The sequence below is a fragment of the uncultured Bacteroides sp. genome (assembly GCF_949298305.1).
Lineage (GTDB): Bacteria > Bacteroidota > Bacteroidia > Bacteroidales > Bacteroidaceae > Bacteroides.
In genome coordinates this window covers 1-25,509 of record NZ_CASFWU010000001.1, presented here as the reverse complement: position 1 = coordinate 25,509, position 25,509 = coordinate 1, and the positions used below count along the sequence as shown (strand labels likewise).

The 25,509-nt window shown below is 57.4% G+C and carries 19 protein-coding genes; 11 read left to right on the top strand and 8 right to left on the bottom strand.

What is annotated here, in order from left to right:
* Positions 1–19 precede the first annotated feature (19 nt).
* The 5 genes from rpoN (at position 20) to Q1Y74_RS00075 (ending at position 5,196) form a co-directional block, all read left to right on the top strand.
* Complete coding sequence (gene rpoN, locus Q1Y74_RS00095; protein ID WP_300811653.1) at positions 20–1,507, top strand: RNA polymerase factor sigma-54; 1,488 nt, start codon at positions 20–22, stop codon at positions 1,505–1,507.
* Positions 1,508–1,541: 34 nt separating this feature from the next.
* Positions 1,542–2,207: a hypothetical protein gene (locus tag Q1Y74_RS00090; RefSeq protein ID WP_300811652.1), complete on the top strand. Its 666-nt coding sequence runs from the start codon at positions 1,542–1,544 to the stop codon at positions 2,205–2,207.
* 65 nt (positions 2,208–2,272) lie between these two features.
* The gene (gene gcvH / locus Q1Y74_RS00085) at positions 2,273–2,653 is read left to right on the top strand and encodes a glycine cleavage system protein GcvH (protein ID WP_300811651.1); all 381 of its coding nucleotides are present in this window, start codon (positions 2,273–2,275) and stop codon (positions 2,651–2,653) included.
* A gap of 107 nt (positions 2,654–2,760) precedes the next feature.
* A complete protein-coding gene (purE, locus tag Q1Y74_RS00080; RefSeq protein WP_300811650.1) occupies positions 2,761–3,270 on the top strand; it encodes a 5-(carboxyamino)imidazole ribonucleotide mutase in 510 nt (169 codons plus the stop codon).
* A gap of 84 nt (positions 3,271–3,354) precedes the next feature.
* Complete coding sequence (locus Q1Y74_RS00075) at positions 3,355–5,196, top strand: 4-hydroxy-3-methylbut-2-en-1-yl diphosphate synthase (RefSeq protein WP_300811649.1); 1,842 nt, start codon at positions 3,355–3,357, stop codon at positions 5,194–5,196.
* Positions 5,197–5,320: 124 nt separating this feature from the next.
* Here Q1Y74_RS00075 and Q1Y74_RS00070 read toward each other — a convergent pair whose 3' ends face one another.
* Positions 5,321–6,817, bottom strand: a complete 1,497-nt coding sequence (locus Q1Y74_RS00070; RefSeq protein WP_300811648.1) for a DUF5723 family protein — start codon at positions 6,815–6,817, stop codon at positions 5,321–5,323.
* Positions 6,818–7,444: 627 nt separating this feature from the next.
* Between Q1Y74_RS00070 and Q1Y74_RS00065 the strand changes: the two genes are divergently transcribed.
* The 5 genes from Q1Y74_RS00065 (at position 7,445) to Q1Y74_RS00045 (ending at position 13,671) form a co-directional block, all read left to right on the top strand.
* A complete protein-coding gene (locus Q1Y74_RS00065) occupies positions 7,445–9,328 on the top strand; it encodes a fimbrillin family protein (RefSeq protein WP_300811647.1) in 1,884 nt (627 codons plus the stop codon).
* A gap of 186 nt (positions 9,329–9,514) precedes the next feature.
* On the top strand, positions 9,515–10,468 hold the full coding sequence (metF, locus tag Q1Y74_RS00060; RefSeq protein WP_300811646.1) for a methylenetetrahydrofolate reductase [NAD(P)H]: 954 nt from the start codon (positions 9,515–9,517) through the stop codon (positions 10,466–10,468).
* A 36-nt stretch (positions 10,469–10,504) separates the two neighbouring features.
* Positions 10,505–11,632 (top strand): DNA polymerase III subunit delta', encoded by a 1,128-nt coding sequence (locus Q1Y74_RS00055; protein ID WP_300811645.1) that lies wholly within the window; start codon positions 10,505–10,507, stop codon positions 11,630–11,632.
* A gap of 79 nt (positions 11,633–11,711) precedes the next feature.
* Complete coding sequence (ricT, locus tag Q1Y74_RS00050) at positions 11,712–13,199, top strand: regulatory iron-sulfur-containing complex subunit RicT (RefSeq protein WP_300811644.1); 1,488 nt, start codon at positions 11,712–11,714, stop codon at positions 13,197–13,199.
* Positions 13,177–13,671 (top strand): gliding motility lipoprotein GldH, encoded by a 495-nt coding sequence (locus tag Q1Y74_RS00045; RefSeq protein ID WP_300811643.1) that lies wholly within the window; start codon positions 13,177–13,179, stop codon positions 13,669–13,671. Before ricT ends, Q1Y74_RS00045 begins: the two co-directional genes overlap by 23 nt.
* Here Q1Y74_RS00045 and rodA read toward each other — a convergent pair whose 3' ends face one another.
* The 6 genes from rodA to purH all read right to left on the bottom strand — a co-directional run bounded on the left by rodA (position 13,672) and on the right by purH (position 21,145).
* Positions 13,672–15,132, bottom strand: a complete 1,461-nt coding sequence (gene rodA / locus Q1Y74_RS00040; protein ID WP_300811642.1) for a rod shape-determining protein RodA — start codon at positions 15,130–15,132, stop codon at positions 13,672–13,674.
* Positions 15,113–16,981: a penicillin-binding protein 2 gene (mrdA, locus tag Q1Y74_RS00035; RefSeq protein WP_300811641.1), complete on the bottom strand. Its 1,869-nt coding sequence runs from the start codon at positions 16,979–16,981 to the stop codon at positions 15,113–15,115. Before mrdA ends, rodA begins: the two co-directional genes overlap by 20 nt.
* A gap of 14 nt (positions 16,982–16,995) precedes the next feature.
* Positions 16,996–17,502, bottom strand: a complete 507-nt coding sequence (gene mreD / locus Q1Y74_RS00030) for a rod shape-determining protein MreD (protein WP_300811640.1) — start codon at positions 17,500–17,502, stop codon at positions 16,996–16,998.
* 28 nt (positions 17,503–17,530) lie between these two features.
* A complete protein-coding gene (gene mreC, locus Q1Y74_RS00025) occupies positions 17,531–18,373 on the bottom strand; it encodes a rod shape-determining protein MreC (RefSeq protein WP_300811639.1) in 843 nt (280 codons plus the stop codon).
* A gap of 82 nt (positions 18,374–18,455) precedes the next feature.
* The gene (locus Q1Y74_RS00020; RefSeq protein ID WP_300811638.1) at positions 18,456–19,478 is read right to left on the bottom strand and encodes a rod shape-determining protein; all 1,023 of its coding nucleotides are present in this window, start codon (positions 19,476–19,478) and stop codon (positions 18,456–18,458) included.
* A gap of 140 nt (positions 19,479–19,618) precedes the next feature.
* Positions 19,619–21,145: a bifunctional phosphoribosylaminoimidazolecarboxamide formyltransferase/IMP cyclohydrolase gene (gene purH / locus Q1Y74_RS00015; RefSeq protein ID WP_300811637.1), complete on the bottom strand. Its 1,527-nt coding sequence runs from the start codon at positions 21,143–21,145 to the stop codon at positions 19,619–19,621.
* A 713-nt stretch (positions 21,146–21,858) separates the two neighbouring features.
* Here purH and Q1Y74_RS00010 point away from each other — a divergent pair.
* The gene (locus Q1Y74_RS00010; RefSeq protein WP_300811636.1) at positions 21,859–24,543 is read left to right on the top strand and encodes an AAA family ATPase; all 2,685 of its coding nucleotides are present in this window, start codon (positions 21,859–21,861) and stop codon (positions 24,541–24,543) included.
* 677 nt (positions 24,544–25,220) lie between these two features.
* Here Q1Y74_RS00010 and Q1Y74_RS00005 read toward each other — a convergent pair.
* Positions 25,221–25,509, bottom strand: a 289-nt coding sequence (locus Q1Y74_RS00005) for a M13-type metalloendopeptidase (protein ID WP_300811635.1), incomplete at its 5' end; no start/stop codon positions are given.

Sequence of the window (25,509 nt, the reverse complement as noted above, 5' to 3'; positions counted from 1 at the left end):
TCAATCCAAGAAAAGAAATATGGCACAAGGCTCCCGACAGATACAGACCCAGGCGCAGCAACAGATTCAGACCCTGTCGCCGCAACAGATTCTGACCGTAAAGCTGCTGGAACTGCCTGCGGTGGAACTGGAAGACCGCGTACGGGCCGAACTGCTGGAGAATCCCGCGCTGGAGGAAGGCAAGGAGGAAAGCCCCAACGACGACTATGCCGACGTGCGCGAAGAGGAGCCCCAGTCGGAAGACGGAGGAGACACAAGCTATGACTCGCTGAGCGACTACCTCAACGAGGACGACATCCCCGACTACAAGCTGCAGGAGAACAACCGCAGCAAGGGAGAACAGGCCGAGGAAATCCCGTTCTCGGACTCCACCTCCTTCTACGAGACGCTGAAGGAACAGCTGGGCGAACGGGTGCTGGACGAGCACCGGCGCGAACTGGCCGAGTACCTGATAGGCTCGCTGGACGATGACGGTCTGCTGCGCAAGCCGCTGGACAGCATCAGCGACGAACTGGCCATCTACTCCGGCATAGAGGCTTCGCCCGAAGAGCTGGAAGAGGCCTTGAAAGTCATCCAGGATTTTGACCCCGCCGGGCTGGGCGCACGCGACCTGCGGGAATGCCTGCTCATCCAAATCAGGCGCAAGAAGGCGCAGGCCGACAAGAACAACCCCCTGCTGGACGTGGAGGAACGCATCCTGGACGAATGCTACGACGACTTTACCCGCAAGCACTGGGACAAGATAGAACAGAAACTGGAGCTGGACGAAAAGACCTGCCAGCTGGCCATCAAGGAAATCTGCAAGCTCAACCCCCGGCCGGGAGCCTCGCTGGGCGAAGCCATCGGCAAGAACATGCAGCAGATTGTGCCCGACTTCATCGTGGAGACCTACGACGACGGCACCATCAGCCTCACCCTGAACAACCGCAACGTGCCCGAACTGCGCATGAGCCGCGACTTCACCGAAATGCTGGAGGAGCACACCAAGAACCGCGCCAACCAGTCGAAGGAGTCGAAAGAGGCCATGATGTTCCTCAAGCAGAAGATAGACGCCGCACAGGGCTTCATAGACGCCGTGAAGCAGCGGCAGAACACGCTGACCGTCACCATGCAGGCCATCATAGACCTGCAACGGCCCTTCTTCCTCGAAGGAGACGAGTCGCTGCTGCGCCCCATGATTCTGAAGGACGTGGCCGAACGGACGGGGCTGGACATCTCTACCGTGTCGCGCGTGAGCAACAGCAAGTACGTGCAGACCAACTACGGCATCTATCCGCTGAAGTTCTTCTTCAACGACGGATACACCACCGAGGACGGCGAGGAGATGTCCGTGCGCGAGATACGCAAGTTCCTGAAGGAGTGCATCGACAACGAAGACAAGAAAAAACCCTATACGGACGACGAACTCACCGAGATGCTGAACGAAAAAGGCTACCCCATAGCACGGCGCACGGTGGCCAAGTACCGCCAGCAGATGAACATCCCCGTGGCCCGACTGAGAAAGTAGTATCGAGAGAACCGATTATAAACCGCAACTAAAAATGGTGACAGAACATATCATTGCCGACAAGAACCTCATCAGGACCGCCAGGGTGGTTTCGGCCATATTCACACCCTTCTCCATCCCCTTCCTGGCCTTTCTGATTCTGTTCATCTTCTCCTATCTGCGCATCATGCCGTTGCAGTACAAGCTCATCGTGCTGGGAGTGGTCTACTGCTTCACCATCCTGATGCCCACACTGACCATCTTCATCTTCCGCAAGATAAACGGCTTCAGCCCGCAGGACCTGACGGAACGGAAACACCGCTTCGTGCCCTTCATCCTGACCATCACCTCCTACGTGTTCTGCCTGCTCATGATGCACCGCCTGAACATACCCTGGTACATGACGGGCATCATCCTGGCCTCGCTCATCATGATGGTCATCTGCATCGTGGTGAACCTGCGCTGGAAACTCAGCGAACACATGGCCGGCTCGGGCGCCATCATAGGCGGATTGGTAGCCTTCAGTGCCCTCTTCGGATACAATCCACTGAACTGGCTCTGCCTCTTCATCATCATTGCCGGCGTGCTGGGCACGGCCCGCATCATCCTGCAGCACCACACACTGGGCGAGGTGATAGGCGGCTTCGTGGTGGGGCTGGTCTGTTCGCTGCTGGTGCTTCACCCCGTGAGCAACATTTTGTTCCGTATCTTCCTGTTTTAGGACGAAAGTGAAAAGAGAACATTATTATAAAAACGACAATATTAACCTGTTAAAACTAATCAATCATGAATTTTCCGACTAACGTAAAGTACACCAAAGAACATGAATGGATTCGCCTGGAAGGCGACGTGGCCTATGTAGGCATCACCGACTATGCTCAGGAACAGCTGGGCGACATCGTGTTTGTTGACATCCAGACCGAAGGCGAGACGCTGGACGCCGGCGAGGCATTCGGAACCATCGAAGTCGTAAAGACCATCTCCGACCTGTTCATGCCCGTGGGCGGCGAAGTGCTGGAGCAGAACCAGGCACTGGCCGACCAGCCCGAACTTGTCAACCAGGACCCTTACGGCGAAGGATGGCTCATCAAAATCAAGCCCGCCGTCGAAGCCAACTTCGACGAACTGCTGGACGCCGAAGCCTACCAGGCACTGGTGAACGAATAAAACAAGCAGTGGTTAGCGGTCAGTGATTAGTGGTCAGTATCTTTATGCGCAGCCCACTAATCACTAACCACTGACCGCTAACCGCTAATCACTAACCACTAACTATCATGACTCCAACTGTAAGCATCATCATGGGCAGCACGTCCGACCTCCCCGTCATGGAGAAGGCCGCCCAACTCCTCAACGACATGCACGTGCCATTTGAAATGAACGCCCTCTCGGCCCACCGCACCCCCGAGGCCGTGGAAGAGTTCGCCAAGAACGCCCGCAAACGCGGCATCAAGGTCATCATTGCCGCTGCCGGCATGGCTGCCGCCCTGCCCGGCGTCATTGCCGCCAACACCACCCTGCCCGTCATCGGCGTGCCCATCAAGGGTGCCGTGCTCGACGGCATGGACGCCCTCTACTCCATCATCCAGATGCCTCCCGGCATCCCCGTAGCCACAGTGGCCATAGACGGCGCCATGAACGCAGCCATCCTGGCCGTGCAGATTCTGGCCCTGGAAGACACCGCCCTGGCGCAAGCCTTCGCCACCTACAAGGAAGGCCTGAAGAAGAAAATCACCAAGGCCAACGAGGACCTGAAAGACGTGAGATACGAATACAAGACCAACTAAAAATGAAGAATGAAGAATTAGGAATGAAGAACCGGCACGCGCATCCCCCATTCTTAGTTCTTCATTCTTAATTCTTCATTCATCATGGATTTATTCAACTATTCCCGCAGGGAAACCACCGAAGTCAACATAGGAGCCACCCCCCTGGGCGGCAGCAACCCCATCCGCATACAGAGCATGACCAACACCGCCACACAGGACACCGACGCCTGCGTGGCACAGGCCAAACGCATCGTGGACGCGGGAGGCGAATACGTCCGCCTCACCACGCAGGGCGTCAAGGAGGCCGAGAACCTGAAGAACATCAATGCCGCCCTGCGCCGCGACGGCTACATGGTGCCGCTGGTGGCCGACGTGCACTTCAACCCGCGTGTGGCCGACGTGGCCGCGCTCTACGCCGAGAAGGTGCGCATCAACCCGGGCAACTACGTGGACGCCGCCCGCACCTTCAAGCACCTGGAATATACCGACGAGGAGTATGCACAGGAATTGCAGAAGATTCGTGCCCGCTTCGTGCCCTTCCTCCACATCTGCAAGGAGAACCACACGGCCATCCGCATCGGCGTGAACCACGGCTCGCTGTCAGACCGCATCATGTCGCGCTACGGCGACACGCCCGAAGGCATGGTGGAGTCGTGCATGGAGTTCCTGCGCATCTGCGTGGACGAAGGATTCAAGGACGTGGTCATCTCCATCAAGGCCTCCAACACGGTGGTGATGGTACGCACCGTCCGCCTGCTGGCCGCCGTCATGGAGAAGGAGGGCATGCACTTCCCGCTCCACCTGGGCGTCACCGAGGCGGGCGACGGCGAAGACGGACGCATCAAGTCGGCGCTGGGCATCGGAGCCCTGCTGGCCGACGGACTGGGCGACACCATCCGCGTCTCGCTGAGCGAAGCCCCCGAGGCCGAGATACCCGTGGCCCGCAAGCTGGCAGACTACATCGCCCTGCGCGAAGGCCATCCCTACATTCCCGGAGCCGCCGCCCCGCAGTTCGACTACCTGGCCCCCTCGCGCCGTCCGACCCGCGCCGTGCACAACATAGGCGGCAGCAACCTGCCCGTGGTACTCGCCGCACGCCTGGACGGCAGCACGGACTTCGACCCGCAGTTCACGCCCGACTATGTATATACGGGCCGACGCCTGCCCGACAACCGCCCCGCCGGCCTGCCGCTCATTGTGGATGCCGACGTGTGGGAAGGACAGAAGGACACCTGGCCGGTATTCAAGGGTGACCAGCTGCCGTTCATGGCTGGCTGCACGGCTTCGCTGAAGTTCCTGTTCATTACGTATATGGGACTGAACGAGGAGGCCATCGCCTGCCTGAAGTATCATCCCGAGGTGGTGCTCATCGCGCAGAGCAACCATCCCAACCGTCTGGGCGAGTTCCGCGCCCTGGCCCACCAGCTGACGAACGAAGGGCTGGAGAACCCCGTCATCTTCTTCCAGCACTATGCCGAACACGAGGCGGAGGACTTCCAGATAAAGTCTGCCGCAGACATGGGCGCCCTCATCTTCGAAGGCCTGTGCGACGGGCTCTTCCTCTTCAACCAGGGAGACATCGACGCCCGCACCCTCGACGCCACTGCCTTCAACATCCTGCAGGCCGGACGCCTGCGCACCAGCAAGACGGAATACATCTCCTGCCCCGGCTGCGGACGCACGCTCTACGACCTGGAGAGCACCATTGCCCGCATCAAAGCCGCCACCAGCCATCTGAAGGGCCTGAAAATTGGCATCATGGGCTGCATCGTGAACGGCCCCGGCGAGATGGCCGACGCCGACTACGGCTACGTGGGCGCCGGACGCGGACGCATCAGCCTCTACAAGCGGAAGGAATGCATCGAGAAGAACATCCCCGAAGCGGAAGCCGTGGAGAAGCTGATTGAACTCATCAAGGCCAACGGCGACTGGCAGGAGGCCTAATCCTCCCGCCGCGCCACGCGCGGAGCGGCCTGCCCGTACAGAAACACTCAGGCACGGACGAAGCGGAGACACTGTGTGTCCGTCCGCATCGCCCGTGCCTGACGTTTTATCCGACACAGCGGCCTCAATCAGCCTGGCAGGCCTTCACCTTCTTCTTGCCCAGCGGGATGGAAATGCCCAGATAGGCGTTGACGTTCTTGGTGTTCTCTCCGAGGAACATGTAGTCCGTGCCCACAAAGAGGGGACCCAGCTTCACGGCAAGGCCGAAGGTCTTTCCGGCGCCCTGGAGCACCGAGTAGCTGAGGGCCGCGTTCAGATAGCTCTTCGGACGGAAGTTGGCCGAGAAGGTCAGTTCGTTCAGCGTCTTCGGCTGTACGAAGCGGGCCGTATAGAGCGCGCCCACCGTCAGCCAGTCGCCCAGAACGGTATATTCGGCACCCAGAGCCAGCGTGGAAGTCAGCGCGGTAGTGCGTGCCTTGGCACCTCCCTCGTCCACCTTCATGTGGAGCAGGTCACTGTTCAAGACCTCGCTGCTGCCCACGATGTCGGCAAAGCGCTGTACCTCGGCCAGTCTTTCATCGTAAGACATCGACTGGTCGAAGTTGAAGGACAAATCGTCTGAAGTCTGCGCGGTGGCCACCGTAGTACTGCCCTTGCCCCAGCGGATGAAGCCCAGGTCGAGCAGAGAGGCCGAAACCGTCAGTCGCTCGAGCAGTTTGTAAGAGGCACCCAGGTCAATGGCGGCACCGTAACCGGCCACACCGGCCTTTCCGCCGTCGAAGTCTATCTCGTCAATATAGCCGTTTTCGTTTTCATTCAGTTCCAGTCCCTTGAACGAGCTTTCCAAGGAAGCAGCCACCTCGATGCGTCCCGAACCGTTGATGCTGTTGGCCAGCTGGGCGGCATATTCAGGGTTGTTGGCCACTTCGTTCCAGTTCAGGCTGCTCGGGTCGGGTATTCCGCTCAAGTTGGTGTTGACGGCCATCCGGCTCACCTCCAGCTTCATGTTTCCCACGCCCAGCAAGCCCTTGACACGGCCGCCCACCATCAGCCGGCTGTTGATGTTGCGGGCAAATCCCACACCGATTTCCACATAGGAGTTGATGTTCAGGCTCTCTTCGCCCACATTGCGGTTGTAGTTGCTCCAGTCTATTGTGTTTACATCCATACCGTTCATTTCGTTCAGCAATTCAAACATGCTTCTGGGGATGGAGGCGCCGATGTCGTTGCGCAGCCCCACGTTGAATGACCAGAAATTTTGACCCTTGTACCAGCCGGCCGAAAGGATGTCCGTACTGATGTTCACGTTCAGACGGTTGGAAGCGTCCAGGCGGTTGATGAAGTCCGAGCTCATGAAATAGTCGCTCTGGCTGCTGTTGTCTATGATGTCAATCACATCCTGAAGGCCGAACGAAGACGAGTTGACCGTGGCGTTGAACGAGCCGATGACGGGGAAATTGATGTAGCCGCGTTCAGGAGCCAGCGCCGGGTTCAGTTGCTGGCGGAAGTGGCTTCCGTCCAGAAAATAGGAAGTTCGAAGAAACTGGGCATGGCCCGAAACGGAAATCAAAAGGAACGATGCGACAGCCCACAGTCCTTTCAAGAAATTAGAATGTCTCATAACCTTGTTAGTTTATGTTGCTTATGGCTCCCTCTTTCAGCATAAAATACTTTGGCGCAGGAGCACTAAAAGGATTTCACCCCTCTTAACGCCTTTTCTCATATTTTGAACAAAAGTACAAAAAAGAGAGTAATTGATGCAAACAAAGCAAACAAATATTTAAACCTGCTAACACCAACCCCGTTTCTGCAAAGCCCAGGACGTCGCCGGTTTTGGGGTTGCAGGCAGAAAGACAGAAGTCTTTAATTTCGATTCCTCAGCAACAAAAAACGCACAAAAAAGACATTCAAATAACATTAATGATAGAAAATCATAAAAAAAACATCAAAAGAATAGCTTATTTCACATTTTAAGTATATATTTGCCGAAAAGACTATATTATGGAAAACAACAGAAAGACTTAGGACTCCTTGCAAAAGGACAATCCTAAATGTCCGCATCCGCAAGACTTCAAAACCAACCCATGCAAAGGAAAGCCCCCGCACAGCCTTGTCTTACAGGCTATCGAGGCACCTACCAACTGGCCGGCCTGGCAGACACCTCGGTTCCTTCCTAAAAAAAACGACACGACCGTATATGCGGAGTTTTCTGTGCCCTCACTATTTAATAACCTGTAATTCAAACAACATGAAACAAGCAGCAAGAATCTTCTATGCCATGGCTATTACCTGCATGGCAACAATGCCCTCATGTGTGAACGAAATTCGTGACAATGAAATAAGAGAAGGCAACATTCCCATCAACTTTTCCATCGAAATCAGCAAAAGTTCCTCCAGCACACGAGTGGAGAACAACGCTTTCGAAGCTGGAGACCAAGTAGGCCTGTTCGGCATTCTGACCGGTTCTTCCATCGAAAAGAACCGGTACATCGACAACCTGAAGCTGATGTGCAACGACAAGACAACTCTCTTGGCCGAAAGGGAAGTGTTCTATCCAGAAGGAAACGCCACGCTCGATTTCATTTCCTACTATCCTTACACGGAAGAAAGCATTGCAGAAGGAAGCACGGTTCTGCCTGTTGCGGTACAGGCCGACCAAAGGGACAACTCCCTGTCCGATTTCATGGTTGCCATCAAAAAGAATGTCGGCAGCAGCAACGAGCCCGTTGAGCTGACCTTCAAGCATAAGTTTTCCCGCCTCAGAATCGAAATGCTTCCGCAAGGGAAAGAAACGGCAGAGGACATGAAAAGCGACAATCCCAGAATTATTCTTACCGGCTTCAAGACACAGGCAGGCTATGACATGGCCGAAGACAAGTTCACGGACCTGAGCGACGAAAAAGACATCATCCTGTCCGGAGAGTGGAGCGTATCTGACAACAAACTGACCGGAATAGAAGCCATCGTCATCCCGCAAACCGTCAGCGGACAAACCATTGAAATAGAATGGAACGGGAAGATATACACTTCGCCCGTCCCGCTGAACAGTCTGACGAGCAGCAAGCAATACACCATCCAAATAGAGGCTACGGAGCTGACGGACAACACACTGGCAAGCATCAGCTGCGGCATAGAAGACTGGGAAAGCGCAAACGAAGAAGGAAACAACAGCTGCCAAAACGACCATCAGCTCAATGCCGTCCACATCTCAGCCCTTTCGTTCAAGAGTTCAAACATATACCGCGTATACCAGGGAGGGGACGCCGTGGCAGAGATTTGTCAAGAATATCTAAAATCCACCAACGGGTCAATCGACTCACGGGCCATCGTGGCCTATCCTGTAAAGAACGGAGAAACCATACTGACGAAAGGAACCGTATTGCAACTGCTGGATGAAACTTCGGACACCCACGGGGGCAAGTTATGCTGGGACACGGAAACCAATACACCGGACTACACGGCGGGAACTTCAGCCCCCATCAGTAAAATCTTCTTCGACCAGGAAGGAGAAATGGCCCTAACACAGCCCGAAAACCCGGCAAAGGTCAACGTAAGCAGCTATCTCCTCAGAGATTTGCGGAAAGGAATACTCCAGACATACTCCATCGTAAAAATAGGAACCCAATACTGGATGAGGGAAGAACTGAAGACAACCCTGTACAGAAACGGCGACGAACTGGCAGAACAAACCAAAATCGGAGAAGGAGCCGGCTATTTTCTCTCCGAAAACGGAAAGATGTACTTTTACAACGGCGAAGCCCTACTGGCCAACGAGCTGGCTCCCCAAGGATGGCGGATTCCGCGGACAAGCGACTGGAGCAGACTGGAAGAATACGTAGGCAATGCCGCAGCCTTGAAGAAAGGCAGCTGGAACAACTACGAAGAAGGATACGAGGTAGCGCCCGTAACCAACCTGAGCTACTTCTGCGCCTACCCCGTAGGAGTATGGCTCAGTACGCACATGTGCGTAAACGAAATGGTGGGATACTGGAGTACCGACGAAACAGGAAAACAGATTCCCGAAAAGACCAGCTTTATGCTTGGAGAATACGACACTATACAACAGTATCACACGCTGTCTGAAGGAAAAGACTATTATAAGGCACTGGCCATCCGCTGTCTGAAGGAATGAGATTACCGCCCTCCCGAAGCACACCGCCAGAATACGGCCGGGAAACGGAACGGGCCGATTCAGCAAGCATTTTGACAGGCTTCTCCCGAAAATTGCCTGCAAGGGTTCTATATCTCATTTCTTTTTCGTACATTTGTTTTCGTTGAGCAAAAACCGCTTTTTCCAAACAAAGACCACGAAAAAGAAATGAGAGTTATAGACCTAATACACAAGAGTGAAAAGACAGCTTTTTCTTTCGAAATACTGCCGCCCCTGAAAGGCACCGGCATCGAAAAGCTGTACCAGACCATAGACATCCTACGGGAATTTGAACCCAAATACATCAACATTACCACACACCGCAGCGAATACGTCTACCAGGACTTGGGCAACGGACTTTTCAAGCGCAGCCGTTTGCGCCGCCGCCCCGGAACCGTGGCCGTAGCTGCCGCCATACAGAACAAGTACGGCATCCCCATGGTGCCACACATCCTGTGCAGCGGATTCACCCGTGAAGAAACGGAATATGTGCTGCTGGACCTGCAGTTTCTGGGCATCACAGACCTGCTGGTGTTGCGGGGTGACAAAGCCAAGCACGAAAGCGTATTCGTCCCCGAAAACGGAGGCTACAGTCATGCAGTGGAACTGGAAGAGCAAATCAACAACTTCAACAAAGGAATTTTCGTGGACGGCTCTGAAATGAAAATTACCCAGACACCGTTCTCGTATGGTGTAGCCTGCTATCCCGAAAAACACGAGGAGGCCCCCAACATGGAAACCGACCTCTACTGGCTGAAACGGAAGGTGGAAACCGGCGCAGAGTACGCCGTGACACAACTCTTCTACGACAACCGGAAATACTTCGACTTTGTGAAACGGGCCAACGAAGCCGGCATCAACGTGCCCATCATCCCGGGCATCAAACCGTTCAAGAAGCTCTCGCAGCTGTCGATGATTCCCAAGACATTCAAGGTTGACCTGCCCGAAGAACTGACGCACGAGCTCCTGAAATGCCGGGACGACCACGAGGCCCAGCAGGTGGGCATTGAATGGTGCGTCAAGCAGTGCAAGGAACTGATAGCCAACGGAGTGCCAAGCCTGCATTTCTATTCGGTAGGAGCAGCGGACAGCATCCGTGAAGTGGCCCGCCAGATTTATTGATTATCAACATTCATCCACGTTAAACAGACCAGCCCCGTGTTCAGTTTCAAAGACATCATCGGACAAGCCACAGTAAAAGAACGGCTGACCCACGAAGTGTGCGAAGGGCGCATTCCCCATGCACAGCTCTTCTGCGGACCCGCCGGAGCAGGCAAACTGGCCCTTGCACTGGCCTATGCCCGCTACCTTTGCTGCCCCAACCGAAATGAAAAAGACGCCTGCGGCACATGTCCCTCGTGCGTGAAGTGGGACAAACTGATACACCCGGATGTACACTTTGCCTTTCCCATCGTAAAGAACGCCAAGACGAAAAAAGAAGTCTGCGACGACTACATTGCCGAATGGCGACGACTGCTGCTGGGAACGCCCTATTTCAACCTGAACCACTGGCTGGACGAGATGGGGAACGAGAACGGACAAGCCATCATCTACGCCCGTGAAAGCGATGAGATTACCCGCAAGCTCAGCCTGAAATCCAGCCAGGGAGGATATAAGATTGTCATCGTCTGGCTGCCCGAGAAAATGCATGAGACGTGCGCCAACAAGCTGCTGAAACTGCTGGAAGAGCCTCCACGGGAAACCGTATTCCTGCTCGTGTCGGAGAACCCGGATAAGATTCTGCCCACCATACTGAGCCGCACGCAGCGCATAAACATCCCCAAGATAGAGGAAACGGACATGGCGGAAGCCCTCAGCCAGAAATACGGCGTGCAGCCCAAGGACAGCGCAACCATTGCCCACCTGGCCAACGGCAATTTCGTAACGGCGCTGGAGACCATACACCTCAACGAAGAGAATGAGCTGTTCTTCAACTGGTTTGTCAGCCTGATGCGCTTGTCCTACCAGCGCAAGATACGGGAAATGAAACAATGGAGCGAACAGCTGGCAAGCATCGGACGCGAAAGACAGAAGAATTTCCTGGCCTACTGCCAGCGCATGATTCGCGAGAACTTTGTCTACAACCTCCATTGCAAACAGATGAACTACATGACGCTGCAGGAGCAGGAATTTGCCGTCCGCTTTGCCCCTTTTGTCAACGAACGGAACGTCATGGGCATCATGAACGAACTGAGCGAGGCACAGATTCACATCGAACAGAACGTCAACGCAAGGATGGTATTCTTCGACTTCGCGCTGAAAATGATTGTACTGCTGAAACAATGAGACGCAGATACGAACCCTCCGAGAAAAAACAAAAGACATAATACCCAATCATCTCACTATAAATAAAGAAACAATAACAATGACGGATTTCAAACTACATAACGGAAACGGGAGCCTCTGCCGCAGGAGCTGCGGCAGACAGGACAAACAGCTGAACACTTACGACTGGCTGGCAGACATCCCCGGAAACGCCGAAGAAAGCGAATATGTGGAAATACAGTTCAAGAATACCCGGAAAGGATATTACCGCAACAGCAACAAGATTCCGCTGGAAAAAGGAGACATCGTGGCAGTGGAGGCCGCACCCGGACACGACATCGGAGTGGTGACGCTGACCGGACGACTCGTCCCCCTGCAAATGCGGAAAGCCAACATACGGTCGGAAGCCGACATCAAGCGCATCTACCGCAAGGCAAAGCCGGTCGACATGGAGAAGTACAACGAGGCAAAGGCACGCGAACACAGCACCATGATCCGTGCCCGCCAGATTGCCCTTGACCTGAAGCTCGAAATGAAAATCGGCGACGTGGAATATCAGGGAGACGGCAACAAGGCCATCTTCTACTACATTGCCGACGAGCGGGTAGACTTCCGCCAACTCATCAAAGTGCTGGCCGAGGTATTCCGTGTACGCATCGAAATGAAGCAGATAGGCGCCCGCCAGGAAGCAGGACGCATTGGAGGCATCGGCCCGTGCGGCCGCGAGCTTTGCTGCGCCACGTGGATGACCTCCTTCGTTTCGGTATCCACCAGCGCCGCACGCTTTCAGGACATCTCGCTCAACCCGCAGAAACTGGCCGGACAGTGCGCCAAGCTGAAGTGCTGCCTCAACTACGAAGTGGACTGCTACGTGGAGGCACAGAAGCGCCTGCCTTCCAAGGAAATCGAGCTGGAGACCAAGGACGGCGTATTCTACTTCTTCAAGGCAGACATCCTGAGCAACCAGGTCACCTACTCAACGGACAAGACCATCCCCGCCAACCTGGTCACCATCAGCGGACGGCGTGCCTTCGAGATTATCGGCATGAACAAACGGGGCATCAAACCGGAAAGCCTGACTGAAGAAACCCAACATACGGAAAGCAAAAAGTCTGCCGACCTGCTGGAACAGGAAAGCGTGACCCGTTTCGACCGCAACCGCAAAGGCAAAGGCGACGGCGAGAACAAGGAAACCGGCGGCAACGGCCGAAGCAAGAAAAAGAAAAAAGCCAATGCCAACCGCCCGCAAGGAAACGGACAAAACGCGGCGCCTCAAGCCCAGGAGCAGCAGCCCAACAAGGAGCAAGGCAAAGAACAGCAGCCGAAACCCGCCAAGGAAGCGAACAAGCGCAAGCAGGAACCGCCCAAGCAGAACGGCGGTGAACAGCAACGTGCCCGACAGCCCAAACGGGAACAGCAGACCCAGAATGAGCAACAGCCCCGCCGGGCACAGCAGACCCAAGGCCAGGGCGAAGAAGCCGCCGGACAAGAACAGCGCAACGGACGGAAGAACAACCAGCGCAACAACCGCCCCAAACCCCAACCCGCCGAAAAACCGAACAACAATGAAAAGACGGCTCAGGAATAAGGCTTTCCTCCTCCCGAAAGGGGCGCTGCTGCTGTTTGTCGCATGCATCCTGACCGCATGCGACAAACACACCGTTTACCATGCCTTCCGGCCCTTGCCGCCCGAAGGATGGAAACAGGAAGACACCTTGTTCTACGACGTTGCCGTACCCGATTCGCAGACCTACTATAAACTATCCGTAGAAATTAGGCACAAGAGCGACTATCCCTACCAGAACCTGAACCTGACCATCGGGTGCGAAGGGCCCGAAAACAGCCAACTGCCCACAGACACCCTGCGTCTGACCTTGTCCGACGAAAAGGGGAAGTGGAAAGGAAAAGGCTGGGGAGGACTATATCTGGCAGACTTCCCTGCCGGAAGCATACGGATAGGAAGGCCCGGAAACTATCGCTTCAAAATCACCCATGCCTTTGCGGTCCCGTCGCTGTCCGGCATCAGCGATGTAGGAATCAGACTGGAGCCTACGGACTGACTACACCAGATACCTGCCACGGCCTGCGTCTATCCGCAGGAAAATGAACAGCAGGATGGTGAATCCCCACAACGAAGACCCCCCGTAGCTGAAGAACGGAAGCGGTATCCCGATGACCGGTGTCAGGCCCAACACCATACCGATATTGATGAACAGATGGAAAAGGAAGATGCTGAGCACCGAATAGCCGTACACCCGCCCGAATGCGGACGGCTGGCGCTCGGCCAAAGCAATCAGGCGGAGTATCAGGATAAGGAAAAGCAGCAGCACTGCCACCGAGCCCACGAAGCCCTCCTCTTCGCCCACGGTACAGAAGATAAAGTCCGTATCCTGCTCGGGCACATACTTCAGCTTGGTCTGCGTGCCGTTCAGGAAGCCTTTCCCCGTCAGGCCGCCGGAACCGATGGCAATCTTGGACTGGTTGACGTTATAGCCCGCACCGGCCAAGTCCTCCTCCATGCCCAGCACCACCTTGATACGTATCTGTTGATGGGGTTCCAGCACCTTGTTGAAGAAATAGTCGCTGGAATAGAGGAAAGCCACGGAACCAATGGCAAACAATGCCGTGAGCAGATAGGTCCACTGACGTTCGCGCAGGGCCAGAAAGAGCAGATAGACCACCGCAAGCACACACAGCACCCACTGCACCCACACCAGATTGAAAGGAACGAGGTATTCGGAAACGAGATAGGCCACCAGCAACACGCCCAGCGAACCGCCGATGATGTTCCTCACAGGCTCCCATTTCTTCTTGTACACCCACACCATGCCGCCCGCAAACAGCAGCACCATCAGCAGCACGGCAAACTCGCCCACCGGTGTCGGCGTGTCGGCAATGAACACCCCGTCGAAGCGGATGCCCACTACGAAATAGATGACGGCACACAGTCCCGCAAACAGGATGGAGCCGGGCATCCCTTCCCGATAAAGCACCAGAAAGAAGGCCAGATAGACCAACGCCGAACCCGTCTCGCGCTGCATGATAATCAGGAGCATGGGGAACAGTATCAGGAAAAGCATGATGAAGACGTTCCGCCAGCTGTGCATCGTGAAGGAATAGGCATTCATGAACTTGGCCAGCGCCAGCGCCGTGGCAAACTTGGCAAACTCGGCGGGCTGCAGGCTGACAGGCCCCAGAATGAGCCACGAACGGGAACCCTTCGTATCGGGGGCAATGAAGATGGTGACAATGAGCAGCACCAGCAACCCCGCATAGATGAGGTAGGCAAACGTGTCGTACACCGTATCGTCCAGCATCAGCAGGACAAACCCCAGCCCGAAGGAGCAGATAATCCAGACAAACTGCTTGCCCGCACGGGTGGAGAAGTCCAGAAAGTCGCGGTCCACGTAGTCATAGCTCGCACCGCACACACTGAACCATCCGAACACAATCAGCATCAGGTAGACCCCGATGGTCAGCCAGTCCAAAGACTTCCAAACACTATCTCTCCTTGTCATCATATACTATCACTCGGTTACTGAATTCTTCTGCCCGCACTTCGTTCTCGGGGGACAGCTTCCCGTGCAGGTACTGGTCCATCATCATGGCCCCGATAGGCACGCCGTAGGTGGCACCGAAGCCACCGTTCTCCACGTAGACGGCAATGGCAATCTTCGGATTGTCCATAGGCGCAAAGCCCATGAACACCGAGTGGTCCTTGCCGTGCGGGTTCTGCGCCGTACCCGTCTTGCCGCAGGCCTCCACACCGGGCAGGATGGTGCCCACCATGCGGCAGGTGGCACTGCCCGTGCTACCCGTCACGGCGGCACGCATTCCCTTCACCACTTCCTCGTAGTACACCCTGTCGATGGTGGGATAGCGCGGGGTACGGTAAATGCTGTCCAGTTCGTTGTCCTGTATCTCTTTCACAATGTGCGGCGTGATGAAGTAGCCCCGGTTGGCAATCGTCGCCCCCAGGTTGGCAATCTGCAACGGCGTAGCCAGGATTTCCCCCTGCCCGATGGAGATACTGATGACGGTCAGTCCGTTCCACGAACCGCGGTAAGCCCTGTCGTAGAACTTGGCATTGGGAATCAGGCCGCGCTGCTCGCCGGGCAGGTCCGTTCCCAACTGATAGCCGAATCCCTGCGAGACCATGTGGTCCTTCCACACCGTGATGGCGTTCTGCGGCGAGCCGTACTTCTTGTCGCCGAACATGCGGAACAGTCCCCAGCAGAAATACGAGTTGCACGATGTGGCAATGGCCGGAATCAGCGTCAGGGGCGAGGCATGCCCGTGACAGCCCAAGTGCAGGCTGCCGTAGTTGAAACCGTGGGAGCAGGGGAAAGCCGGATAATCCTCGTGGATGATTCCTTCCTGGAGGAAGGTGAGCGCCTGTGCCGTCTTGAAGGTAGACCCGGGCGGATACGTACCCATGATGGCGCGGTTCAGCAGCGGCTTGTTCTTGTCCCGTTGCAGTTCGCGGTGGTTCTTTCCGCGCTGGCGGCCAATCATCAGGTGAGGGTCGAACGTGGGCGAGGAAACCATGCACAGGATTTCGCCCGTTGCCGGCTCGATGGCCACGATGGCGCCGATTTTGTTCTTCATCAGCCGTTCGCCCAGCATCTGCAGGTCGATGTCGATGCCCAGGGTCAGGTTCTTGCCGGGCACCGAGGGGCGGTCCAGCTTGCCGTCCATGTAGTGCCCCTGGATGCGGCCGTGGGCGTCGCGCAGCAGCACCTCCACGCCCTTCTCGCCGCGCAGGTATTTCTCGTAGGACTTCTCGATGCCCTGCGTGCCGATGTAGTCGCCGCGGACGTAGTAGTTGTCCTTCTCAATGTCGCGTTTGGACACCTCGCCGATGTCGCCCAGCGCATGTCCCGCCGCATTGTAAGTGTACTGGCGGATGGTGCGGCGCTGGATGTAGAAGCCGGGAAACTTGAACAGCTTCTCCTGAAACACGCCGCACTCTTCGGCCGAGAGCTGCGTCATGAACGTCTGGTGGGTGTACTTGGAGTAGCCGGGGTTCAGGCGCCGGTTCCTCACGTCCGCCATGCGCTCGTTGAACTGCTCCAGGGTGATGTTCAACGCGTTGCAGAAGTCCAGCGTGTCCAGCTGTTCCACCTCGCGGGGCACAAACGTGATGTCGTAGGCCGGCTGGTTGAACACCAGCAGCTTGCCGTTGCGGTCGTAGATGGCACCGCGCGAGGGGTATTGCGTCTTGTTCAGGAAGGCGTTGCTGTCGGCGTTCCGCTTGTAGTCGTCCGTCAGCAGCTGCAGGTCGAACAGGCGTGCAATGTAAATCAGGACAATGACCACTGTCACCAATCCGATTACATATTTTCTCTTCTCCAGCTCATAGTTCTTCATCCGTCCGTCACCTCCTATTTCTTCTTCTTCCGAATGCCTTCCACAGCCATGACGCAGGCCACCGTCAGCAGCGTGCTTGTCACAATGCGCAACGCGAGGGCACCCAGATGGGCAAACGAAAAGAACTCCACGGTGAGCAGCAAGGCATGATGAACCAGCACACAGGCCACCAGATACTTCAGAAAGGAGCCGATGCCCATGACGCGCACGGCCGGCACGAAGCCTTCCACCATGTCGCGGGGAACGAACAGGCGCAGGAACGAGGGCCGCACAAAGGCCAGCAGCACGGTGGCCGCGGCATTCATGCCCGGCGTGTCTGAGAACACGTCCACGGCCAGGCCCAGGAAGAAGCCCCACAACATGAGCGCATTGCGGGGTGTATCCGACTCGAACTTCAGAATCAGATAGATATACAGGAACGGAGTGGCATATCCGGCTATGTGTACATTGTTCAGCACCAGTGCCTGCAGCAACACCAGCCCGACGAACCAACCCAATTTATGCAAATAGTTTATCAACATCCTTATCCTTCAATGGCTTTGTCATACCTCAGTTTTCTTCTTCCTTTTCAAGCATCTTCTGTTCGTCCTGTCCCGTACGGGCAATGACGCGCACGTCGCTCACCTTGCCAAAGTCCGTGGCCAGCTTGATTTTCAGCAGATAGGAAAGCCCGTCGTGAGAGTCGGACATGTCGTCCACCGTGCCCACCATGACCCCGGCCGGAAACACCGTGGAATATCCGCTTGTCACCACCGTGTCGCCCAGATTGAACTCGGCATGGCGGGGCAGGTCCTTCAGGTAGGCGAAGCGCGAGTCGCCCCCCTCCCACTTCAGGTAACCGAAGTAGTCGCTTCCTACAATCTTGCAACTGACGCTGCTCTTGCTGTTGAGCAGCGGGATGACCAGCGAATAATGGGCCGAAGTCTTGTAGACAATGCCCACCACCCCGTTGGCATCCACCACGCCCATGTCGGGACGGATGCCTGCGTCACGTCCCCGGTCCAGCGTAATGTAATTGTCGGCCATGTTCAGCGAATTCTTGATGACGCCCGCCTTCATCACCGTATAGTCTTCGGGCACCGTACGCTGCAGGCTGTAGAGCTGCACGGAGTCCATCCCCCGGTCGTGCAGGGTCTTTTCCAGCAGGGCCACCCGCTGCTCCAGCCACATGTTGCGGTCCAGTAGGTCCTCGTTCACGGCCTTCAGGTGGAAGTAGGAGCTGAGTCCTCCCGAAAGCTCATACACCTTGCCCGCCACGGCATTGGCCGAGGTGAAGAAGACACTCTGCTGGTAACGGTTGAAGCGGAAGAGCAAAACAAAACTGGCTACCTCCAGCAAAAGGAAGAGGAACCAGTAATTGTATTTGATGAGAAAGTTCAGCAGATTCCGCACGGCTTCAATAACAATTTAAAAAGGGAAACAATGGATAGTTGATAATGAGCCATTACCAATTATCCATTCACTAATTCACGATTTATCTCATCAGGAACGAGAAGCGGTCTACGTTCTTCAGCGCTACGCCCGTTCCCTTGGCTACCGCGTGGAGCGGGTCTTCGGCAATGTGGAACGGGATGTTTATCTTGTCTGTCAACCGTTTGTCCAGTCCGCGCAGCAGGGCGCCGCCGCCGGCCAGGTAGATGCCGTTGTGTACGATGTCGGCATAGAGTTCGGGCGGTGTGTTCTCCAGCGCGCTCAGGATGGCGGTCTCTATCTTCGAGATGGACTTCTCCAGGCAGTGGGCCACTTCCTGGTAGCACACGGGCACTTCCATGGGCAGGGCCGTGATGCGGTTGGGGCCGTGTACGATGTAGTCTTCGGGGGCATCCTCGCCCAGTTCGGTCAGGGCGGCTCCCACGCTGATTTTGATTCGTTCGGCCATGCGTTCGCTCACCTTGACGTTGTGCTGGCGGCTCATGTACTCCTGGATGTCGGCCGTCAGGTCGTCGCCCGCAATGCGGATGGAGTTGTTGGACACGATGCCTCCCAGCGAGATGACGGCAATCTCCGTCGAGCCGCCGCCTATGTCCACAATCATGTTGCCCTCGGGCGCCTCGACGTCAATGCCGATGCCGATGGCCGCAGCCATGGGCTCGAAGATGAGGTACACGTCGCGTCCGCCGGCATGTTCGGCCGAGTCGCGCACGGCACGCAGCTCCACCTCCGTACTGCCCGAAGGCACCCCGATGACCATGCGCAGTGAGGGCGAGAACAGGCGGTGGCGGTTGTTCACCATCTTGATGAGTCCGCGTATCATCTGCTCGCAGGCGTAGAAGTCGGCTATCACGCCGTCGCGCAGGGGGCGTATGGTGCGTATGTTGTCGTGGGTCTTTTCGTGCATCAGCTTTGCCTTTTCGCCCACGGCTATCATTTTGTCGGTCCTGCGGTCCAGAGCCACCACCGAAGGCTCGTCCACCACAATTTTGCCGTTTGTGGTGATGATGGTGTTGGCCGTGCCGAGGTCCATCGCTATTTCTTGTGTAAAAGAGAAAAATCCCATCTTTCTGTAATGGTTAATGATAAATGGTTAATGATTAATAGCAAACGGCAATGGCTAACGGTAAATGGTGGATGACCCTTGGCGGCCGGAAACAGGCCACCCGTCATTAACCATTTACCATTAACCATTAACCATCGTTTTTAGTGCTTGAAGTGACGGAAGCCGGTGGTCACCATCGCGATGCCGTGCTCGTTGCAGTAGTCAAAGCTCAGCTGGTCCTTGATGCTTCCGCCCGGCTGGATGACGGCTGTCACGCCTTCGTTGCCGGCAATCTCCACGCAGTCGGGGAAGGGGAAGAAGGCGTCGCTGGCCATGACGGCTCCGTGCAGGTCGAACCCGAAGTTCTTGGCCTTCTCGATGGCCTGCTTCAGGGCGTCTACGCGGCTGGTCTGACCCACGCCGCTGGCCAGCAGCTGCCTGCCCTTGGCCAGCACGATGGCGTTGGACTTGCTGTTCTTCACAATCTTGTTGGCAAACAGCATGTCTTCGATTTCCTGGGCGGTAGGAGCCTTGGTGGTGACCACCTTCAACTCCCCGGGCGTCTCTATCTTCAGGTCGCGGTCCTGTACCAGCACGCCGTTCAGCAGCGAGCGGAACTGCTTCTTGGGCAGCTCGACGGGCTTGCGCACCAGGATGATGCGGTTCTTCTTCTGGCCCAGTATCTCGAGGGCGTCCACGTCGTAGTCGGGGGCGATGATGACCTCGAAGAATATCTTGTTGATTTCCTCGGCCGTCTCCTTGTTGATGACGGCGTTGGTGACAAGCACTCCGCCGAAAGCCGATACGGGGTCGCCGGCCAGGGCGTCCTTCCAGGCCTCGAGCAGCGTGGGGCGCGTGGCCAGGCCGCAGGCGTTGTTGTGCTTCAGGATGGCGAAGGTGATGTCGTCGCCGAACTCGTTGATGAGGTCTACGGCCGCATTGATGTCCAGCAGGTTGTTGTAGGAGATTTCCTTGCCGTGAATCTGGTCGAACATGGCGTCCAGGTTGCCGTAGAAGTAGCCCTTCTGGTGCGGGTTCTCGCCGTAGCGCAGGGTCTTCTGGTTGCCGGCCGCGTAGCGGAAGGCGCTGCCCTCCTCGCCGTCGAAGTAGTTGAAGATGGCCGAGTCGTAGTGCGAAGAAACGGCGAAGGCCTCCTTGGCAAACCAGCGGCGCTCTTCGATGGAGGAGGTGGCGCCGTGCTCCATCAGCATGTCGCGGAAGGGCTGGTACTGTGCCTGCGAGGCGATGATGACCACGTCGTTGTAGTTCTTGGCAGCCGCACGGATGAGCGAGATGCCGCCTATGTCAATCTTCTCGATGACGGCAGCCTCGTCGGCGCCGCTGGCCACCGTGGCTTCGAACGGATACAGGTCGACGATAACGAGGTCTATTTCGGGTATTTCATATTTCTCAATCTGCTGCATGTCTTGTTCCAGACCGCGACGGCACAGAATGCCGCCGAACACTTTGGGATGCAGTGTCTTTACGCGACCACCCAGGATGGAGGGATAAGTGGTGAGGTCTTCCACTGCCTTGCAGGGATAGCCCAGGGATTCGATAAACTGGCGGGTTCCTCCGGTGGACAAGAACTCCACACCTTCTTCATGCAGCTTGGTGATGATTTCATCCAAACCTTCCTTGTGGTAAACAGATACCAGAGCTGTTTTGATTCTTTTAGTTTCAGACATGACTTATTTATTTTAATACGCGTATATAATTCCCATTCAGCGGGGCCGTTTCTGGAAAAACGGCAAAAATTCCTATAATGGCGCAAAGTTACAAATTTTGTTGTAAGGACATACAAACGCAGGCAATTAATTACGCATAATTAAACCGGACCTCCCCCCGGAGAATCCCGCCTGCGCCCCGTCCGGAGCGTGCAGGCATTGTCCGCGCTCCGTGCAGGCATCGTCCGCACACCGTGCAGGCATCGTCCGCGCACCGTGCAGGCATCGTCCGGACGGGACGCAAACCGCTGGCACACAGCCGCCTGCAAAGCCTGCCGCAGCGGCACGGAACCCCGACGGCCCGAAGGGGGACGTATAAAAAAATCAGGACAAAACGTGCACAGTTCCGGAAAAAACGCTATCTTTGCGGCAGAACCGTAAGATACGGACATCGGAACACATGTTCAATCATAGCTTAACATACCGTTTTTCAAAGCAACAGCATGTCGCCTTCCATGCGAGGCTTTAGGCAGCAGCCGGAAGCATTGCAGGAACCGTTGCGTCGTTGTGTTCTTTGAAAGACTGGACACCCGCCGGCAATTCATGCGGCCCGCGCGCTGCATGAAGCAAGGGGCCGGCATGCCCCTACCTTAACCGGACCTTGACTCCTTTCACTCCTCCGGATTCCGCATTTCCGGAACCCGATTCATTCACCCATCCAACATTTACAAGCCATGATTGAAAACAACAGCCAGAATCCTATTCAGGAACCAGAAGAAGATACGTTTGAACGACTGCTTGACGAGTTCATCCGTTCGCAAGAAGAAGAGACAGACGGAACCCCGACGGCCGACGCCGCCCCCGCCTGCCAGCCCTGCCGCCACGGCGGCCACACCTACCTCGTACCCGCAGCCAACGGCGCGGAACCCCTCCACTTCCACGGCTTCAGCCTCGGCTGGAACCGGCAGGAACTCGGCGGGCAGACGGCCGTCACGGACCGCAGGCTCTACCTCACCCGCACCGTCGGGTGCCCCGCCCTCCACCTGAGGCTGGACAGCATCCACTGCCAGGGAGAGGACCGCCCCTTCACCGGCGTCCGCGTCCTGCTCTACCGCGAGGGCGAGAGCGAACCCGTAGGCGACGTCACCGAAGAGGCCTACGACGCCATCCTGACCTTCCGCTTCGACCTGTCCGTCCTCCCGGGACGCTATTTCTTCCTCCTCGCCGACCTCGTGCCCGACGAGGAGCCGGAGCGCTACGAGCCGATGGGCGGCCACACGCGGCTGGACTTCAGCGTGGTGAAGCACGGCGAGCTGCTGCAGCACCCGGCCATACAGACCGTCATGGCCATGAGGGAGCCCATGCCCGCCGAAGACGGACCGGCCTGCACCTCGGGCGGCCTGCGCCTCGTAATCCCCCACCGCAAGGGCTTCGGGAGCGGCGACGAGTACCGCGCCACCTGCTACACCCGCCAGCTCATGCCCATGGGCAGCACGAGGCTTGCCGTGCCCGCGGCGGGGTGCGAGGGCCACGTGGAGGGAACGGTCCGCTCCGGCCTCATCTGGCTGGACGGATACTATACCGTGGTCCTCACCCACAACCGCCAGCCGTTCTATGCCTTCGGCTTCACGCTGCGCCAGGGCGTCGTCGTCAGCTGCGGCGGCTACACGCTGCAGCCCTACGAGGTGGAGTACCAGGCCGAGCTCCTCTCCTTCGTCGCCGGACATGCGTGGGAACGCATCCGGGAGCTGCCCGGCACCGGGCGCAGCAAGCGCCGCCTGCTGGAGCAGCGACGCCGCAACACGCTCAACCGCATGCGCGCCGCCAGCGGCATGGACCCCATCGGCTACAACGCCCACTACTGGGTGACGGGCCCCGACCTGTGCCAGCGCAAAGACCTGGCCTGGGACGTCACCAGCCTGCTGGAGGTGAACCAGCGGGGAGCCGCCGTACAGATTGACGCCCGCCAGCTGGTGGCCGGCAAGGCGGAGGAGGAGGTCTGCAGCGACCTCCTCTTGGAACTGGCCGACTGCGGAGAGAAGACCGTTGTCCTCACCGGGCTCGACGTGCTGGTCAACCACGCCTACGGGCGCATGATGCGCACCCTGCTCACCGGCAAGCTGCGCAACGGCGCCGAGGAGTGGTCGCTCATCCTCGTCGGAACGCCCGCGGAAACCAGCGCCCTGCAGGAAGCCGCGCCCGAACTGGCCGCCTTCTTCCCCGAAGAGAACCGCCTCGAGGTGGAGGGCGCCGCGCCCGACGAGGCCGTGTGGACCATCCAGCAGAGCCTGGCCCGCGAGAAGCTCGTCCTCTCCCACCCCGCCGAGGCACGGCTGGCCGCCTTCTTCTGCGGCACGCCCGCCGGCAGCCTGCCCGACGGATGGGACCGCCGGCGGGCCGACGACTTCGTACGCCGCGGCATCCTGCCGCGCTTCCAGCAGCGCATTCTGCAAGGCGGAAACGCACAGCCGGACCAGGAGCTGCTCACCACCGTCTGCGACGGGGACATCGACTTCACCGTCATCGACCGCACGCCGGAAGACGGCTTCGCGCAGTGCATGGCCGGGCTGGACGCCATGGTGGGGCTGGAGGCCATCAAGCGGAGCCTGGGCGACATCTTCCTGAAGTCGCGCTTCGACCGCCTGCGCAGCCGCCTGGGCCTCCCCGCCGAGGAGGACAACCGCCACCACATGCTCTTCTGCGGCAACCCGGGCACGGGCAAGACCACCGTGGCCGAGATGATGGGGCGCATCTTCCGCTCGCTGGGCATCCTGTCCAAGGGAGAGGTCGTCACGGCCGACCGCGGGAGCATCGTGGGCCGCTACATCGGCGAGACCGAGCAGAACATGCAGGCGCTGCTGGAGAAGGCGCGGGGCAACGTGCTCTTCATTGACGAAGCCTACACGCTCTGCACCGACACCGACGACCGCAAGGACTACGGCCACCGCGCCATCGAGTGCCTGCTGCCCGTGCTGGCCCGCAAGAACCCCGACATGGTGGTCATCATGGCCGGCTACGAGCAGGGCATGCAGCGCATGATGCAGGCCAACCAGGGACTGGAGGGACGCTTCCAGCACCGCCTCCACTTTGCCGACTACACGGCCGACGAGCTGATGCAGATGGCCCGCAACCTGCTGGAGCGCAAGGCCTACCGCCTCACGGCGGAAGCCGGACAGGCCCTGCGGCGCCTCGTCGAGGAGACGCTGCTGCACAAGGACGCCCGCTTCAGCAACGCCCGCTGGATGGAGCAGCTCATCGGGCAACGCCTGCTGCCCGCCATGGCCCGGCGCGTGCTTGCCCTGTCCGAAGCCGAGCGCCCCGAGCTCTACCGGAACATCGAAGCGGCCGATGTGGAGCAGGCCGCCCTGCCCGACGAAGCCGCCGAAACGCCCAGAAGGCGCATCGGCTTCCGCCCCTGACCTTCCTCCACGGGCGGAAAGCGCCCATGCTTCCCTCCGCACAGCGGCAACGCTCCCCTTGTCAGTATCTCAAAGGCTCCTTTGCCAGTGTCGCAAAGGAGCCTTTAGGAGTTCGTATACCGCCCGGTATAATTATTTATACCGTGCGGTATAATTACATATACCGAACGGTATAGTTTTTTATACCGTGCGGTATAGCAACTCCAAAGGGAGGCTTTGCCGATGTACGGAGGGAGCCTTTGCCACAGTACGGAGGGAGCCTTTCACCGTCTCCCGAATGCACCTCGTAATCTTACACGTTGTAGGGACGCACCCCGGTGCGTCCGCATGTACGCCGTGCGGTTCATGAACGATGGCAAACAGATAAACGAATTATCAACCTGTGGTTATCCGTCCAATCTGTGTCATCTGTGTGCCATTTGTTCGGTTTGCATGTGCGGGGCGGACGCACCGGGGTGCGTCCCTACAACGTGGATGTATACAGGGCGGGCCGACCCCGCCCCTACACGAAACGCGCACCGCGTTCCCAACGACACACACGATAAAAAAGGACGCACCGTGTGGTGCGTCCCTACATCGTAAACCACAAATAAATCTGTAGTTATCCGTCCAATCTGTGTTATCTGTGTGCCGTCGGCCCACACTCTTAAAAGCACGGGGGGGCTATGTCAACCATGTTACCAAATGGAGACGCGCTCGGCCTGCGGCACGAACATCGGGTCTTTCTCGGTCACGCCAAAGGCATCGTACCAGGCACCGATGTGCGGCAGTGCGCCGTTCACACGCCATTCGCCCAGCGAGTGCACGTCAATCTTGGTCATCTGCAGCACGTATTCGGGGCGGATGTTGTTGGCCCATACACCGGCATAGGCCAGGAAGAAGCGCTGTTCGGGCGTGAAGCCGTCCTTCACCTCGAGGGGCGCCTGTGCCGTGGCGTTCTTGAAGGCCTGGAAGGCCACTTGCAGG